Here is a 15,902-nt window from a genome sequence, read left to right as displayed (position 1 = left end):
GCCAGGGCGTAAATGCCCTGGCCACTTCTTTAAGCGGTGAGACTACTTGTCCTGCTCAACAGGAACAAGGGAGATCTTGCCGCGATTATCAATATCACGAATCTCGACCTCGATCTTGTCACCGACGTTGACAACGTCCTCGACCTTCTCGATGCGCTTGTTGCCACCCAAGTTCGAGATATGAATCAGGCCGTCGGTTCCCGGGACGATCGAAACGAACGCGCCGAATGCAACGGTTTTGACCACGGTACCCAGGTAGTGCTCGCCTACCTTCGGCAACTGTGGGTTAGCAATTGCGTTGATCTTGTCGATCGCGGCGTCTGCTGCTTCGCCACTGGTTGCCGAGACGTACACGGTTCCGTCCTCTTCAATCGAGATGTCCGCGCCGGTTTCCTCGGTAATCGAGTTGATCATCTTGCCCTTCGGGCCAATGACCTCACCAATCTTGGAAACAGGAACCTTCACCGTGGTGATTTTCGGCGCCAACGAGCTCATGTCATCCGGCGAATCAATGACCTCTGCCATCGTGTCCAGGATGGTCTCTCGAGCATCATGCGCCTGCTTCAGAGCCGAAGCGAGCACGTCAGAAGGAATGCCGTCCAGCTTGGTATCAAGCTGCAGGGCGGTGATGAACTCGCGGGTGCCTGCCACCTTGAAGTCCATATCGCCGAACGCATCTTCCGCGCCCAGAATGTCCGTCAGAGCGACGTACTTCGTCTCACCATCGACGTCACCCGACACAAGGCCCATCGCAATACCCGCGACCGGAGCAGCCAGTGGCACACCAGCGTTGTACAGCGACAACGTCGATGCGCACACGGAGCCCATCGACGTCGAACCGTTGGAGCTCAGCGCCTCAGAAACCTGGCGAATCGTGTACGGGAAGTCTTCGCGCGAAGGTATCACTGGCAACAACGCGCGCTCTGCAAGCGCACCGTGACCGATTTCGCGGCGCTTCGGGGAGCCAACACGACCTGTTTCACCAGTCGAATACGGTGGGAAGTTGTAGTGGTGAATGTAACGCTTCGAAGTCTCAGGGCTCAGCGAATCGATTGGCTGTTCCATCTTCAGCATGTCAAGCGTCGTCACACCAAGGATCTGGGTCTCACCGCGCTCGAACAGTGCCGAACCATGCGCACGCGGGACCAGTTCGACTTCCACGCCGAGGTCACGGATCGCGGTCACGCTGCGACCGTCGATACGGTAGCCATCCTTCAGGATCTTGCCTCGAACAATCTCCTTCTGCAGTGCGTTGTACGCCGCGCGAATCTCCTTCACCACAGCAGCAACATCGTCGTCATCTTCGTCGACGTCGAGGCGGTCAAGCACATCTTCTTCGATGTCCTCGATGTACGCGTTGATCTTCTCTTCGCGCTCCTGCTTGCCAGCGATGGTCAGGAAGGAAGCGAGCTTCTTCGATGCCTTCTTCTCCACTGCTTCAAACACCTCATCGGTGTATGCCGGGAATAGCGGGAACTCCTTGCGCTCCTTGTCGAACTGAGCTGCAAGATCGCGCTGCGCCTCACACAGCGTCTTGATGTACGGTTTCGCAGCCTCCAGACCGTCTGCGACGGTTTCCTCGGTAGGTGCAGGTGCGCCGTCAGCGATCAGCTTGACGACGTTCGCGCCAGCTCCTGCCTCAACCATCATGATTGCAACATCCGCTTCCGTCTTACGGCCACGCTTGCGCTCAACAATGCGGCCCGCAACAACCATCTCGAAGATGGCACGCTGGTGCTGCTCGTGATTCGGGAATGCAACCCACTGGCCTTCTGGGTGTTTATCGTCAGCGATCAATGCCATACGCACACCACCAACAGGGCCGGAAACCGGCAGGCCAGAAAGCTGCGTTGCCGCGGAAGCTCCGTTGATAGCGACAACGTCGTAGTATTCTTCCGGGGCGATCGACAGGACGGTAATCACGACCTGAACCTCGTTGCGCAGCCCCTTCACGAAGGTTGGGCGCAGTGGGCGGTCGATGAGACGGCAAGCCAGGATCGCCTCGGTGGATGGGCGGCCTTCGCGGCGGAAGAACGAGCCCGGGATACGGCCCGCGGCATACATCCGCTCCTCGACATCAACGGTCAGAGGGAAGAAATCAAAGCCTTCGCGGGGGTTATTCGACGCCGTCGTCGTCGCAAGCATCATGGTGTCATCGTCCAGGTAGGTCGTCACCGAGCCATCTGCCTGGCGAGCCAACTGGCCCGTCTCAAAACGAATGGTGCGAGAACCGAAATCACCATTGTCGAGCGACGCTACTGCTTCGGTAACCCCATACTCTTCATCAACGTGGATTTCGTACGAATTTCTCGGCTTAAAACTGCTCAATTGATCCCTCTCCTTGGATCTCCGGGCGATCATCGATGTCGCCGTTTTTGTGTCATTTAGAACGAAGCACACTCTACCACCCTGCCAGGGATTTCACCACGCTCCAGACACAGCTAAACCCCCGCCCTGAAAGCCAGAGCGGGGGTTTGAAGCCTTATGACGTGATCGTCTTAACGACGAAGGCCGAGACGAGCAATCAGGTCACGGTAGCGCTCGACGTTGTTCTCGCGCAGGTACTTCAGGAGACCACGACGGCGACCAACCAGCAGCAGCAGGCCACGACGGGAGTGGTGGTCGTGCTGGTGGAACTTCAGGTGCTCAGTCAGGTTGTTGATGCGCTCGGTGAGCAGCGCAACCTGTGCCTCCGGGGAACCGGTGTCAGTCTCGTGCACACCGTAGGTCTTCAGAATCTCTGCCTTTTTCTCAGCGTTCAGCGCCATGAAAAACTCCTCATTTGTTTCAGTCCGCATATACTTTGACCACTTCGTGCTGCAACTGCTGCGAACCACAGTCTCAACGCGCACAAAGCCTGGACTACTTTAGCTGCTGCGCGCCAGGTTGGTCAAACGCGTCATGAACTCATCGAGGAATCGATCAACGTCGACACCAACTGCAACCTGACTCGTCTTCTTCGGGTCATTCAGACGCTCCGGGTCCCCGATCGTTCGTCCACGAGTTGGCTCTTCGAGGTCCGTGCGCAGGTTTATACCAATGCAGTCAACCAGGCTGGGATCTATCGCAACTGCTACCGCCAACGGGTCATGCAGCCCGCACCCACCAAGATGCGGCGAAGTTGTTTCATATGCCTTGATGTAAAAGTCAGTCGCCTCTGCCAAGAAGTCGCCTTGAGACGTGCCCAACTCCTTCCACACCGCGGTTTCTTTCGACGTCAACAGCGTCTGCAAAGTGACATCGAGCCCGATCACGGTGAGGTTCTGCGCCCTGCGCATCACAAAATCAGCAGCTTCGGGGTCCTGATTGATGTTCGCCTCAGTGCACGTATTGACGTTTCCCGGCACGGTCAACGCACCGCCCATCATCACAATCCTGGCACTGTCTGCAAAGTCTTTATCGGCTTCCATGGCAGCTGCGACCGTCGTCAGAGGCCCGACAGGAACAACCACTAACTCGTCGCCGTAGCGGTGGAACGCGTCGACCATGAAGTCCACCGCGGAGGCTTCCTCGACAGCGCGATGGGCATCCGGAAGTTGCGCCTCCCCTATACCGTTTACGCCGTGAATGAACTGCGAAATCTCCAGAACTTCAAAGCTATCCTTGGCACGAGCATGCGTCGGGCCAGCGAACACGGGAATATCGGTGCGCCCGAATAACTCGAGAATCGCGAGACTGTTGCGAACACTATCAGCCACCGTGACGTTTCCATATGTCGATGTCACGCCGACAAGTTTCACTTCAGGTGAAGCCATAGCATATGCCAACGCCAACGCGTCGTCGATACCGGTGTCTACGTCGAGAATCATCTTGATGGTCACAGCAAAAACCTTTCAAGCAACACAGATCAGCAACGGCTTTATTCTACGGAATCAGCAACAGGCTCGCTTAAGAGCTCGCGGGTCCGGGAAACGTCCCGAGCCATGTGCTCCAGAAGCTCGTCAACGGAATCGAACTTGACCATGTCGCGAACCTTCGCCACGAATTCGACGCGGGCCATCCGATCGTAAAGGTCAGCATCTCTATCAAGCACGTAGGACTCGACACTGCGCCGCTTGTCACCGAACGTCGGATTAGTGCCGACTGAAATCGCAGCCGGGTAGCGCTTTCCCGGAACCATGTTCCCGCCGATGGGGGCATCGTCGATAATTGTGAGCCACCCCGCGTACACCCCATCCTTCGGGAGGGCAGAGACATCAGCAACATACTGATTCGCGGTCGGGTAACCGAGCTCGCGACCTCCTCGCCCAGCACCCCGCTCGATCGGACCCACGACGGAGAACGGCCTGCCCATGTAGTCCTTAGCCACGCTGATGTTGCCCTGCGCAAGCTCGTCCCGAATCGCCGTTGAACAAATTCTTGTCGCACCCTCTTTCAGCAGGCGGACTACCGTCACATCAACACCATTCTGCTCACCGAGCTGCACCATCGTCTGCGACGTGCCGGAAGCGTTACGTCCGAACGTAAAATTCTCGCCCACAAAGACATGACGAGCATGCAAGGTGCCCATCACTACTTTGTCGAAATAGTCTTGTGCACTCTCCCCCGCAAGCTCTTTGCGGAAATCGATAACAATCAGCGCGTCCACGCCAAGCTCAGCGATGAGCCGCGCCCGCTCCTCGAGTGGCATCAGCGCCGTGGGTGCGGCTTCCGGACGAAATACTGCTACCGGGTGCGGCTCAAATGTCATCACCACGCATGGCACCTGGAGACGCTTCGCCTCATCAACAGCTGCTTTGATCAGCATCTGGTGACCGCGGTGGACCCCGTCAAAGACCCCTATCGTCAGCACGGTGCCGTCAAGGGCACCGAACGATTCCGGTACAGCATTAAGACCGTGCAAAATATCCACGTGCAATAGCGTACGGCATACTAAAGAGCTATGAGTGATCCCCTCGCTACATCTGGAATTGTTGTCATCGATAAGCCACAAGGTCTCACAAGCCACGACGTGGTCGCACGCCTTCGCCGTGCTTTCGGGACCCGCAAAGTTGGTCATGCCGGCACCTTGGATCCGATGGCGACTGGAGTACTGGTTGTCGGTATCGAGCGTGGCACAAAGCTCCTCGCCCACCTCGTCGCGGAAACCAAGACGTACGAGGCAACCATTCGGCTCGGTGCCGCCACCACGACGGATGACGCCGAGGGCGAGGTCGTCAGCACCTCCCCCACCGATGCAGTCACTGACGCCGACATTATCGACGCCATCGACAGCTTCCGCGGCGATATCATGCAGCGTCCCTCAAGCGTGTCCGCAATCAAAATCGACGGCAAGCGCGCACATCAGCTCGTCCGCGAAGGACACGATGTCGAGATCCCAGCCCGACCAGTAACAATTCATGAGTACAGCATTTTGGGCATCGCTCGCGTCGATACCTGGATTGACGTCGATGTCCGTGTGCACTGCTCCTCGGGGACGTACATTCGCGCGCTCGCACGCGATCTAGGTGAGACCCTACACACCGGCGGGCACCTGACTGCGCTTCGCCGAACCACAGTCGGGCCCTTTAACCTCGAGCACGCATTGGAGCTGGAAGACATCCAGGCTCACCCGCGCTTCAGCCTCACCCTCGACGAAGCCTGCGCTACCTGTTGGCCGGTACTGCCCGTCACCAACGATGAATACGACGCCCTCGCTATGGGCAAATGGCTCGAACCTCGCGGACTTTCGGGTGTACACGCTGCACAACGTGACGACGGCCGCGTCGTCGCCCTTGTGAAAGAATCCAAGAAGCGTCTTGCCACGGTGTTTGTCGCGCGCCCATCCACGCTGTAGTCAGCGCTAACGCCGTTTTTCGCGTTTGTCGCTACAACAGAAACGCAGAAGTGATGACGTAGCCAGCCCGGTGCACCCAGCGCCCCTCAAAGAACGGAGCGGGCGTCGGCCGCTCGAGAATGTACGAAACAAATGTTCCGTTCGGCCGGATATAGATTTCCGCCTGATCGAATTCCAACATCTTTCGCGCCAACGGGAACCAACACTTATATGTGGCCTCTTTCGCGCAGAACAGCAGCCGATCAGCCCAGAAGCAGCCCTCTGCCCGAAGTGCGTCCAACATCTCAAGCTCGGTTGGGCACGCGATTTGGGGCAATACGCCTTCCGGAAGCGGCTCCGCCAGCTCAGCATCAATACCGATAGAGCGCACCTTGTTGAGTGGCGCAACGACCGCCGCACGAAAACCATCCGTGTGTGTCAAGGAGCCGCACACGCCGTCGGGCCACAACGGCATCCCAGCTTCGCCCCGCATGATGCGGTGAGGACCTTCGACCCCTAGTTCGTCGAGGGCGCGGTGCGCACACCAACGGGCATCGCCGAACTCCCCTTTCCGGATATCGACCGCTCCGCGGACAACGCCTTTCTCCTGCTCGTCGAGATTATCGTAATTGCGGAGATTATGGCCGTCATCGGTTCGAAGAGAGACGAACCGCGCAGAGGGAGGGAATAATGACAGATCGCGCACTAGCGGTTCACCTCCCAGACTGGGTACGGCCAACGATGTTCCTCTGGCCAGCGCTGCCACTCCCTGGGGTACCCCAACGACACTTCAATATGCGGAATGCCGTCTACATGTACAGTCCCCGGGATATGAAGGTGTCCGTAGACTACGGCCTGTGCCTGGAACCGCTTAGGCCAACTGCGCGTGTGCCGGGTCCCGCACCACATGGCAATGTCCCCGTAGAACAGGCGGTGCGTTGGCTCCTTTACCAGTGGCCAGTGGTTGACCAAGATCGTCTTACCGTGCACGCGAGAAAGGCGCTTCGTTGTGTACGCCAAGCGCTCCCAGCACCACGCACGAGTATCTACAAATGGGCGGATAGCAAACTCGTCCGTCATCAGAATGTTGTTGTCGCGAGCTTTCTTCAGCGCGGCGTCGACACTTAAATGCTGAGGGCGAAACGAGTAGTCGTACAGAGTAAACAGTGGCGCCACCGTAATGCCGTGGAATACCGGGTACGGGTCCTCAGGCGTTACAACGCCGAGTTCTCGCATTGCCTGGACTAGCGCAACGTACTTATCACGGCCTCTGTAGCGTGATCGCTCGCTAGAGAACAGCTCGTGGTTTCCAGGGGCCCAGATGACTTTCTCAAACCGTTGAGCAAGTACACCCATCACGTTGACTATCAGCTCAAATTTCTCTGCAACATCACCCGCGACAATCAGCCAATCCCCCTCATGCCGCGGTTGAATGAGGTCGATCTTGGCCTGATTCGCCTTTACTGCAGCATGCAGGTCGCTGACCGCCCACAGTGTCGGACCTAGCATGACGTACTCACTCCTCTACCCCGGTGCGCGCCCACTTCATCGAACGGAACCGCCACAGCACTCCCACCAGACGCAACACGACTGAGACAAAATAGCCGGCCCACACACCCGCGAGCCCCCACCCCAGCCACATGGACAACAACGTCAAAGGCAAAAATCCACCGAGCATTGCGCCAATCGAAAGGTTGCGCAGGAAGACAGCGTCACTCGCTCCAAGCAGCACCCCGTCGAGCGCAAACACCGCACCCCCCACAACGATCATCGCCACCAACCACCGCCAAGGGACAGCCAGCGCGTCTGCCATGCCAGGATCATGCGTAAAAATCGACTGAATTGGCCCATCGAACACTAGAAAAACCGCAGCGAGCACAACCGCAAACACCGTAGCGTAGCGCGTAACAGCTGCACCTGTCCTTCTTGCGCGCTCCACGTTTCCCTGCCCAAGTGCAGCCCCTGTAAGCGTCTGAGCTGCAATTGCGAGCGAGTCCAGCACGAGACACAGGAAGTTCCACAACTGCAGCAACACCTGGTGCGCGGCCAACGCGAAGACACCAAAACGACCAGCGACTGCGGTAGCGGCGAGCAACGAAATCTGAAAGGAGGCGGAGCGCAAAATCAAGTCACGTCCAAGCACCAACTGATGGGCAATGACATTCCACTGTGGACGCCAAACAGCGCCCTCTCCTCGATGTTCCTTTACAAGCGCCCCAACGAATAGTGAAGCGGTAATTCCCATTCCTATTACATTGGCCACAGCAGAGCCCACCAGCCCAAAGTGGTCAACAAGCAAAGGCAATAGAACCGCCCCGGGTACAAGACCGCACAGCGTCAACACAAACGGTAGCCTGGTGTTTTGCACTCCTCGCATCCAACCATTACCTGCCATAATCAGCAGCGTCAGCGGAATAGCGACCGCCGCGACATGCATCCACTGCGCCGCGTCAGCAGACGTTTCCGCATTCTGAGTCAACGCGAACGCGATGGGTTCGGCGAACAGCCAAATAATCGACGCCAATCCGAGGCCCACGAGTATTGCCACCCACGAAGCCTGGACGCCTTCCGCGACCGCATCAGCACGCCGACCTGCGCCGTAAAGACGCGAGCTACGCGCGGTAGTGCCGTAGGAAAGAAACGTCAGCTGCGTGGTCACCGTAGATTGCACCGCAGTACCAGCAGCGAGCGCCGCAAGCTCAACCGTGCCCAGCCTTCCAACCACAGCAGTATCCAGCAGCAAATACAGAGGATTCGCCGCAAGCACGCCGAGGGCCGGTAGCGCCAGGGCAAAAATGTCACGCGCCCGCACACCATGCGTATTCGTCATACAGGAGCAGCCTTACTCCGCAACGTATGCGTCATGCAATGCAGCCAGAAGCTGATCTTGTACCTGCTCTTTCGTTCCTTGCGCTGAGTACCCCGCAGCCGGGCGGTGACCACCCCCGCCGAGCGCACTTGCAACGACGGAGACATCTACCTTTGTCGAGCGCAAGGAAATCCCCCACCGCTCCGAGTGGAACTGCTTGAGTACAACCCCGACGTCACTGCCAACGAGGACACGCGCGTAATCAATTACGGCTTCAACGGCAGTTTGGCTCATCGCTTGCATCGCAGCTTCATCAATACACATGAACGAAACTGTGAGATCATCGACTTGGCGTGATTCCAAGCTTGCTAATGCACTACCCATCAAACGTAGGTCATCGGCCGTCATCTCGTCCGAAAGCTGCAGGGATATGTTCCTTGGATTGAGCCCGAATTCCAACAACTCTCCAGCAAGCGTATGCATTCTCGGGGAACCCCAACGGAAGTTACCTGTGTCGGTGACAAGCCCGGAATACAGGCAGTAGGCCAGTTCAGCATCTAACTCGACGCCGAGGTACGTGAACAGCTCCCGGATGATAGTCGTCGTCGATTCAGAATCGATAATGAGGTTCCGCGCTCCGAACCCGTCATTCGAACGGTGATGGTCAAGCACGATCACCCGCTCTTGCTGCGCCAAAAGCTCAGATTGGTAGCATCCCGTTCGGTCTACCGAGGCACAATCAACCGTGACGATCAGCCCATCCGCTGGTAACGCTTCCCCATAGATGACCTCATCAACCCCCGGAATAGAGCGCAGGTTATTTGCGTGCGGGAATGGCTGACCGATGTAAGCACAGGCTTCAATTCCGATCTGTCGCAATCCGCGAACAAGAGCGCATGCCGATCCAATCGCATCAGCATCGGGCTTGATATGGGCCAGCACCGCAACATTCGATGCGCTCTTAATGGCGCCAGCAGCTTTGCTAAATTCAGCCTCTGCTTGGGGAAATAACAACGCCATAGTGCCTACTCTTCAATCGTCTTATACGGGTTTTCCTCACCTGCTGGCTGGGCGTTCTCTCGCAGTCGCGCCAGCTCCTCATCGCGACGACGAGCTTTCTCCAGCAGCTCTTCCATCCGCGCCGAGGACTCCGGCACCGTATCAAGCTTGAACTCAATCGTAGGAGTAAAGCGGACGCTCAACTGGTCGCCAACGATCTTGCGGATCTGTCCTCGGTGACGGTGCAGCGCCTCTGCAGCCTGATCGTAATCCGGCTCGTCGTCGATATTCTTTCCGCGGACCGTGTAGTAGACAGTCGCATCATGTAGGTCGCCAGTCATCCGGACGTCCGTAATAGTCACCAATTCGAGGCGACGGTCTTTCACTTCACGCTCTATCGCCGAAGCGACGATCATTTGGATCTGCTTCGCCAGGCGCTGCGCGCGAGGGTTCTCTGACATTTCGTCTCCTTTACTTCATTGGCACTAAACCTCCGAACAGTCTACCCTGCTACGACGCAGCCCACTACTTCGAGAAAAGAAACGGCCCTGCTCACTTCGTGTTTGTCAAGGAGCAGGGCCGTTTTCTCTCTACCGGCTAGTCGCGGGGGACTTCCACCATCTCGTATGTCTCGATGATGTCGTCGACCTGGATGTCCGGGTAGGACAGCACCATGCCGCATTCGTAGCCCTTTGCAACCTCTGTTGCGTCGTCCTTCTCGCGTCGCAGCGAGTCGATGGTCGCGTCCGAGGTAACAACGTTGCCGTCGCGCACGAGGCGAATCTTCGCTCCACGCTTGACCTTGCCTTCGGTAACCATGCAGCCTGCGATGAGGCCGACAGAAGATGCCTTGAAGATCTGACGGATCTCGGCCTTGCCCAGGTCCTTCTCTTCGTAGATCGGCTTCAGCATGCCCTTCAGGGCTGCCTCGACTTCCTCGATCGCCTTGTAGATCACCGAGTAGTAACGAATCTCGACGCCCTCGTTGTTGGCTTCTTCCGTGGCCTTGCCCTCAGCGCGGACATTGAATGCCACGATGACAGCGTCGGAAGCGGCCGCGAGCACGACGTTGGTCTGGGTAACAGCACCGACGCCACGGTCGATGATGTTTACCTCGACTTCGTCGTCGACCTCGATCTTGAGCAGCGCCTCCTCCAGAGCTTCCACCGAACCGGCGTTGTCGCCCTTGAGGATGAGGTTGAGCTGGCTGGTCTCCTTGAGCGCCTGATCCAGGTTCTCCAGAGAGACGCGCTTCTTGCTGCGCGCCTGCATAGCAGCGCGATGACGGGCGTCACGCTGCGCAGCGATCTGGCGGGCAACGCGGTCGTCCTCGACTACCAGGAGGTTGTCGCCTGGACCAGGAACGCCATTGAGGCCTTGTACCTGTACCGGGCGGGACGGGCCAGCCTCTTCAACGTCGTTGCCCCACTCGTCGACCATTCGGCGGACACGGCCGAAGTTGCCGCCCACAACGATGGAGTCGCCGACGCGCAACGTACCGCGCTGCACGATAACGGTGGAGACTGGGCCACGGCCACGGTCGAGGTGCGACTCGATAGCCACGCCCTGTGCATCCATGTCCGGGTTCGCCTGCAGCTCGAGAGCTGCGTCGGCGGTCAGCAAGACTGCCTCGAGCAGTTCGTCGATGCCGGTGCCCTGCTTCGCGGAGATGTCGATGAACATGGTGTCACCGCCGTACTCCTCCGGAACCAGTCCGTATTCGGTCAGCTGACCACGGATCTTCTCCGGCGAAGCCTCCGGCTTATCCACCTTGTTCACTGCGACCACGATAGGCAGATCTGCAGCCTTGGCGTGGTTGATAGCCTCAACCGTCTGTGGCATCACGCCGTCGTCAGCAGCGACAACGAGGATAGCGAGGTCGGTTGACTTCGCACCGCGGGCACGCATTGCCGTGAACGCCTCGTGACCTGGGGTATCGAGGAACGTGATCTTACGCTCAACCCCCTCGAGCTCAACGGTGGTCTGGTACGCACCGATGCCCTGGGTAATACCGCCGGCCTCGCCGCGCCCAACGTTGGCGCGACGAATTGTATCCAGCAAGCGGGTCTTACCGTGGTCCACGTGACCCATGACAGACACCACTGGTGGGCGCTGTTCAAGGTCCTCTTCGGTGCCTTCATCCTCACCGAACTGGAGGTCGAAGGACTCGAGAAGTTCGCGGTCCTCGTCCTCAGGAGAGACGATCTTAACCTCGTAGTTAATTTCGGCGCCGAGTAGCTGCAGCGTCTCCTCGGGGACCGACTGCGTTGCCGTTACCATTTCACCAAGGTTGAACAGCGCCTGCACCAGGTTCGATGCTTCGGTACCGATCTTGTCAGCGAAGTCAGCCAAGGTCGCGCCCTGACGCAGACGCACAGTCTTGCCACCGCCATCGGGAAGGCGTACGCCACCGATGACGTTTGGTGCGTGCATCTCTTCGTACTCGGCCCTCTTCTGACCCTTCGACTTACGACGACGCCCTGGTGCGCCACCTGGACGGCCGAATGCACCAGCGGTTCCGCCACGACGTCCACCGCGACCGCGGAAACCGCCGCCCTGTGGGCCGCCCGGGCCGTGTCCACCACGGCCGCGGCCGTGCCCACGACCGCCACGGTTGTCCGACCCAGCCGCCTTGCGTGGCATTTGCGTTGGTGATGGTGCCGCTGCCATATCTGCTGGGGACGGACGACGGCTACCTTGACGCTGCGCGCCAGTCCCGCGACCCTGGCCCTGGTTCTGCCCTGGGCGTGGGCCACCTTGGCCACCGCGACCAGGCTGACCACCACGGCCACCCTGTGCACCGCGACCACCCGGACGTGGAGCTGGTCGTGCCCCACCAGTGTTGGAAGAAAATGGATTGTTGGCTACCCGTGGGCGGCCACCCGGCTTCGGCATCGGCCGCGGCATACCCGACGGCTTCGGTGCTGCAGGTTTTGCAGCACTTGGCTTCGGTGCCGCTGGCTTTGCTGCTGCAGGCTTCGGGGCAGCTGGCTTAGCAGCGCCGGGCTTTGGAGCGGCTGGTGTGGCAGCACCGGGCTTTGGTGCTGCAGGTTTTGCAGCACTTGGCTTCGGTGCCGCAGGCTTTGCTGCTGCAGGCTTCGACGCCTTACCAGCGGGCTTCGCTGCATCCTTATCCTTCGCGGATGCTTCTTCTCCGCCACCATTCTTTTGCTCGTACAGTGCCGTCATCTTCTTGACGACGGGAGGCTCAATGGTGGAGGAAGCTGTCTTTACGAATTCGCCCTCTTCCTTCAGAGTGGCGAGTAGTTCCTTGCTTGTTACGCCGAGTCGTTTTGCGAGCTCGTGTACGCGTAGCTTTCCGGGCACGTGTCTCCTCTTAGTTGGGCTAGAGGGCGGCACCGGAAACGGCGACCGGCCTCTAGACGTTGATTATGACTTTCATCGCTGATGCTGCTTCATTGTTGCGTTCTCATCAGTGTTCGGTCTTCCTTACTTCTGTTGGGTCTTTCGCCTTTTCAGCGAGGTACTTGTGTACATGACCTACGTCCGCAGGGGCGGACAGACGGAGGGCGCGAGAGAAAGCTCTACGCTCTTCCGCCAGCTTTAATGCATCCCATGTAGGGGTTATCCACGCTCCCCGCCCAGGTAATGATCGGGTGGGATCTGCAAGAACAACACCTGGAACAGTACCGTCAGCAACAACCCGGAGCAATTCCCTATCTGGAAGTTTCCGGCCTGTGGCTATACAGGTGCGACGACGGATTGAGCGTTCGCTCGCTGAAGTCATCCACACCCTTCTTCCACATACTCGACATTGCTGAACGGCTATCGCGTGGCCAACACCACGATGGGAAAATTAGCCACGGACCAGCCTACGCCACTTTGCCAAGTTTTTATAAGCGTTGTGTGAATTCCCAACACAGAGGCCAGGATCTGGCGTCGTTAATCCGCGGCTGCGTCGGAGTGGATGTCGATCTTCCAACCGGTAAGGCGAGCAGCCAGACGTGCGTTCTGCCCCTCCTTGCCAATCGCAAGTGACAGCTGGTAGTCGGGCACGGTAACACGCGCTACTTGCGCCACTGGGTCGACGACCTCGACCTTGACAACCTTCGATGGCGCCAGTGAGTTACCAACATACGTAGCCGGATCCTCTGCCCAGTCGATGATGTCGATCTTTTCCCCACCGAGCTCCTTCATCACGTTTGAGACACGCGAGCCGCGCGGGCCGATGCATGCGCCTTTCGCGTTGACACCCTTCACCGTCGCCCGTACAGCGATCTTGGAGCGGTGCCCCGCCTCACGGGCAATGCCCACGATCTCAACGGTGCCATCTGCGATTTCCGGGACCTCAAGCGCGAACAACCCGCGCACGAGCTCAGGGTGCGTGCGCGACAGGCTTACCTGCACACGACGGTCAGACTTATTGACGCCAACTACGTACGCCTTAATGCGGTCACCGTGCTTGAGCGTTTCGGAAGGGATCTTTTCTGCCGGGATGAGCAGGCCATCCTGTGGATCGGCTTCGGTTCCAAGCTGCACCACGGAGATTCCGCGTGCTTCCGCTTGCGCGTCCCGCTGCACGATGCCTGAGACAACAGTACCTTCAGCGCCGGAGTACTCCTCGTACACGCGACCAGCTTCGACGGCCAATAGCTTGCCCTTGATGGCGTCGCGCACGGCCCTCGCACCGATTCGAGAAAAGTTGACCGGGGTGGCGTCGTACTCCGAGATAATTTCGCCCTCAGCGTCGAGCTCAGAAACCATGACGGCAACGTCACCGGTTTCGGAGTCGATGTCGACGCGCGCCTTGTGGTGTTCATCCTGGGGGTGCTCCAGGTTGTCCGTGTACGCGAAGAGCAGCGCCGAGGCGATGGTCTCGAGTAGTTCGTCGAACCCAATTCCTTGCTGTGCTTCGATGTTCTTCAAGACTTGGACGTCAATATTCACTTGTCTTCCTCCGGATCCCTTACAGGGTTGCTGCTACTTCTGCTTCTTCAAACGTCGCCTCGCTGAGTTCTCGCTCAGCAGCGGGCGGCATGTTGAACTCAATTTCTACCACCGATTTCGGCATTTCGGAAACTTCCAAGATTTGCACCGCCGGGGTCTTCTTCCCTGCCTCGATCAGCGCGACCTTCGTTTCCTCGGAGTTCATCGCACCAATGCGCCAGATAGAACTCTGGCCGTTGGTGTCGTTGAGCTTCACTAGCCGCCCGCGGTTACGACGCCAGTGGCGCGGTGCTGTGAGCGGTAAGTCGACGCCTGGGGTGGTCACTTCCAGCGTGTAACCAGCACCGAATGAGAACGCTCCGACTTCTTCCTGTTCGTCGAGGAACTCCCCGATTTCGTTCGACACTACCTCGAGCTCGTCCAGCGTTGGACGCGCATCGGCATCAAGCGCGATGACAATCTGGGATTTCTTGCCAGCCTTCACTGCCTTGACGTGTTCGATGTCCATGTTGTGGCGTTGGGCCAGCGGCTCAATGAGTGTCTCTAGTTCTTGGGGAGTTGGAAAAGCCATGTGCCCACCATAGCGCGACGCAAACGTGCTAGCGTTTTCCCCGTGAAAAAATTGCTGGTTGCTGTTCTTGCGGTGCCGTTGTCGCTGACGCTTTCGTCGTGCGACCTTCTCGGTGTTGTTGGGCCCCGCCCCGACAAAGCAGTGCTTGGCCTTGCGCAACAGGCGACTGCGGATGCGCGCAGTCTTTCGGATCCAGCACTCGCTGAGCTTCGTGGCAAGCAGGCGGATGAGCTTTTTGGAGAGGTTGCGCGACTCTGCGGCAACATTGACGCGGAGTTGCCGCGCAGCTGCGAGTTTTCCACCGGTCCTGGTGAAGCCGTGGGTGTCAGCGACGATGCAGCTCTGCAAGAGTTCGTCGAGCAGTCCGTGACAGCTTCTTTGGAGAAGGTTCCAGCGCAGTCGCGAGACTTAGTTGCGGCGCAGGCCGTCGACATCATCGCGGCAATCGTCCCCGAACTCGACGCTGAGGACGTCGCCGCACTGCAAAACAAGGGCGATATCGAGCTTGCCAGTGCGGCGCTCAAAACAGAGTACGAGTTCCTCTATGGGCTGGGGCTGGCAAAGGCGTATGCGGATGCGCCGCTGCACGCGCGTATCGCCACGTTGGAGGACGCCTCCGATGAGCGCGTCGCGTTCCTGCGCACCGCACTGCGCGACGCTGACTCGATTCCAGTCGCAGCAGCTGGGTATCAACTCGCCCACGATGATGCGCTCAATGATGCAGCAGATGCCGAAGCGCTTGTCGACGCCCTCTCCGCCCAGCTCACCAATACCTGGAGGGGAACCGTATCCCAGGCCAGCTCTTCCGAGTGGAAACAACAAAGCCTTATGCTTGCCGCGCACGCGCAGCAAGCATAAGG

At 58.6% G+C, this 15,902-nt stretch carries 15 protein-coding genes; 2 read left to right on the top strand and 13 right to left on the bottom strand.

Features of this window, described 5'->3' with window-relative positions; translation table 11 throughout:
- Nucleotides 1–42: 42 nt before the first annotated feature.
- The 4 genes from KBX14_RS01020 to KBX14_RS01005 all read right to left on the bottom strand — a co-directional run bounded on the left by KBX14_RS01020 (nt 43) and on the right by KBX14_RS01005 (nt 4,852).
- Entirely contained in the window at nt 43–2,361 is a 2,319-nt protein-coding gene (locus KBX14_RS01020; protein ID WP_070362313.1) for a polyribonucleotide nucleotidyltransferase, read from the bottom strand.
- A gap of 137 nt (nt 2,362–2,498) precedes the next feature.
- Nucleotides 2,499–2,768 (bottom strand): 30S ribosomal protein S15, encoded by a 270-nt coding sequence (gene rpsO / locus KBX14_RS01015; RefSeq protein ID WP_070362312.1) that lies wholly within the window; start codon nt 2,766–2,768, stop codon nt 2,499–2,501.
- Nucleotides 2,769–2,867: 99 nt separating this feature from the next.
- Nucleotides 2,868–3,821, bottom strand: a complete 954-nt coding sequence (locus KBX14_RS01010; protein WP_256041701.1) for a nucleoside hydrolase — start codon at nt 3,819–3,821, stop codon at nt 2,868–2,870.
- A gap of 38 nt (nt 3,822–3,859) precedes the next feature.
- Nucleotides 3,860–4,852, bottom strand: coding sequence for a bifunctional riboflavin kinase/FAD synthetase (locus KBX14_RS01005; protein ID WP_252930810.1), 993 nt, complete (start codon nt 4,850–4,852; stop codon nt 3,860–3,862).
- Between the two features lie 30 nt (nt 4,853–4,882).
- Here KBX14_RS01005 and truB point away from each other — a divergent pair, with 30 nt between their 5' ends.
- On the top strand, nt 4,883–5,776 hold the full coding sequence (truB, locus tag KBX14_RS01000) for a tRNA pseudouridine(55) synthase TruB (protein WP_070362310.1): 894 nt from the start codon (nt 4,883–4,885) through the stop codon (nt 5,774–5,776).
- A 31-nt stretch (nt 5,777–5,807) separates the two neighbouring features.
- On the opposite strand, the gene KBX14_RS00995 is transcribed toward truB, so the two are convergent.
- From KBX14_RS00995 to rimP, 9 genes are all read right to left on the bottom strand, one after another.
- A complete protein-coding gene (locus tag KBX14_RS00995) occupies nt 5,808–6,461 on the bottom strand; it encodes a 4'-phosphopantetheinyl transferase (RefSeq protein WP_070362309.1) in 654 nt (217 codons plus the stop codon).
- Nucleotides 6,461–7,264 carry a metallophosphoesterase gene (locus KBX14_RS00990; RefSeq protein ID WP_070478902.1) on the bottom strand — a complete coding sequence of 268 codons (804 nt, stop codon included), beginning with the start codon at nt 7,262–7,264 and terminating at the stop codon, nt 6,461–6,463. Before KBX14_RS00990 ends, KBX14_RS00995 begins: the two co-directional genes overlap by 1 nt.
- Before the next feature lie 7 nt (nt 7,265–7,271).
- Complete coding sequence (locus KBX14_RS00985) at nt 7,272–8,585, bottom strand: MATE family efflux transporter (RefSeq protein ID WP_256008106.1); 1,314 nt, start codon at nt 8,583–8,585, stop codon at nt 7,272–7,274.
- A gap of 12 nt (nt 8,586–8,597) precedes the next feature.
- The gene (locus tag KBX14_RS00980; protein ID WP_256041700.1) at nt 8,598–9,584 is read right to left on the bottom strand and encodes a bifunctional oligoribonuclease/PAP phosphatase NrnA; all 987 of its coding nucleotides are present in this window, start codon (nt 9,582–9,584) and stop codon (nt 8,598–8,600) included.
- Between the two features lie 5 nt (nt 9,585–9,589).
- Entirely contained in the window at nt 9,590–10,024 is a 435-nt protein-coding gene (rbfA, locus tag KBX14_RS00975) for a 30S ribosome-binding factor RbfA (protein WP_070362305.1), read from the bottom strand.
- 136 nt (nt 10,025–10,160) lie between these two features.
- Nucleotides 10,161–12,890, bottom strand: coding sequence for a translation initiation factor IF-2 (infB, locus tag KBX14_RS00970; protein WP_256041699.1), 2,730 nt, complete (start codon nt 12,888–12,890; stop codon nt 10,161–10,163).
- A 106-nt stretch (nt 12,891–12,996) separates the two neighbouring features.
- Complete coding sequence (locus tag KBX14_RS00965) at nt 12,997–13,311, bottom strand: YlxR family protein (RefSeq protein WP_071572529.1); 315 nt, start codon at nt 13,309–13,311, stop codon at nt 12,997–12,999.
- Between the two features lie 155 nt (nt 13,312–13,466).
- A complete protein-coding gene (gene nusA / locus KBX14_RS00960) occupies nt 13,467–14,471 on the bottom strand; it encodes a transcription termination factor NusA (RefSeq protein WP_070478894.1) in 1,005 nt (334 codons plus the stop codon).
- A gap of 19 nt (nt 14,472–14,490) precedes the next feature.
- A complete protein-coding gene (gene rimP, locus KBX14_RS00955; protein ID WP_256041698.1) occupies nt 14,491–15,042 on the bottom strand; it encodes a ribosome maturation factor RimP in 552 nt (183 codons plus the stop codon).
- Nucleotides 15,043–15,084: 42 nt separating this feature from the next.
- On the opposite strand from rimP, the gene KBX14_RS00950 reads away from it, so the two are divergent.
- Nucleotides 15,085–15,900, top strand: a complete 816-nt coding sequence (locus KBX14_RS00950; RefSeq protein ID WP_256041697.1) for a DUF4439 domain-containing protein — start codon at nt 15,085–15,087, stop codon at nt 15,898–15,900.
- Nucleotides 15,901–15,902 lie beyond the last annotated feature (2 nt).

This window comes from Corynebacterium sp. CCUG 61414 (assembly GCF_024453945.1).
Lineage (GTDB): Bacteria > Actinomycetota > Actinomycetes > Mycobacteriales > Mycobacteriaceae > Corynebacterium > Corynebacterium pseudogenitalium.
The sequence above is the reverse complement of the archived record's forward strand: the minus strand, read 5'-3'. Positions and strand labels throughout refer to the sequence as shown.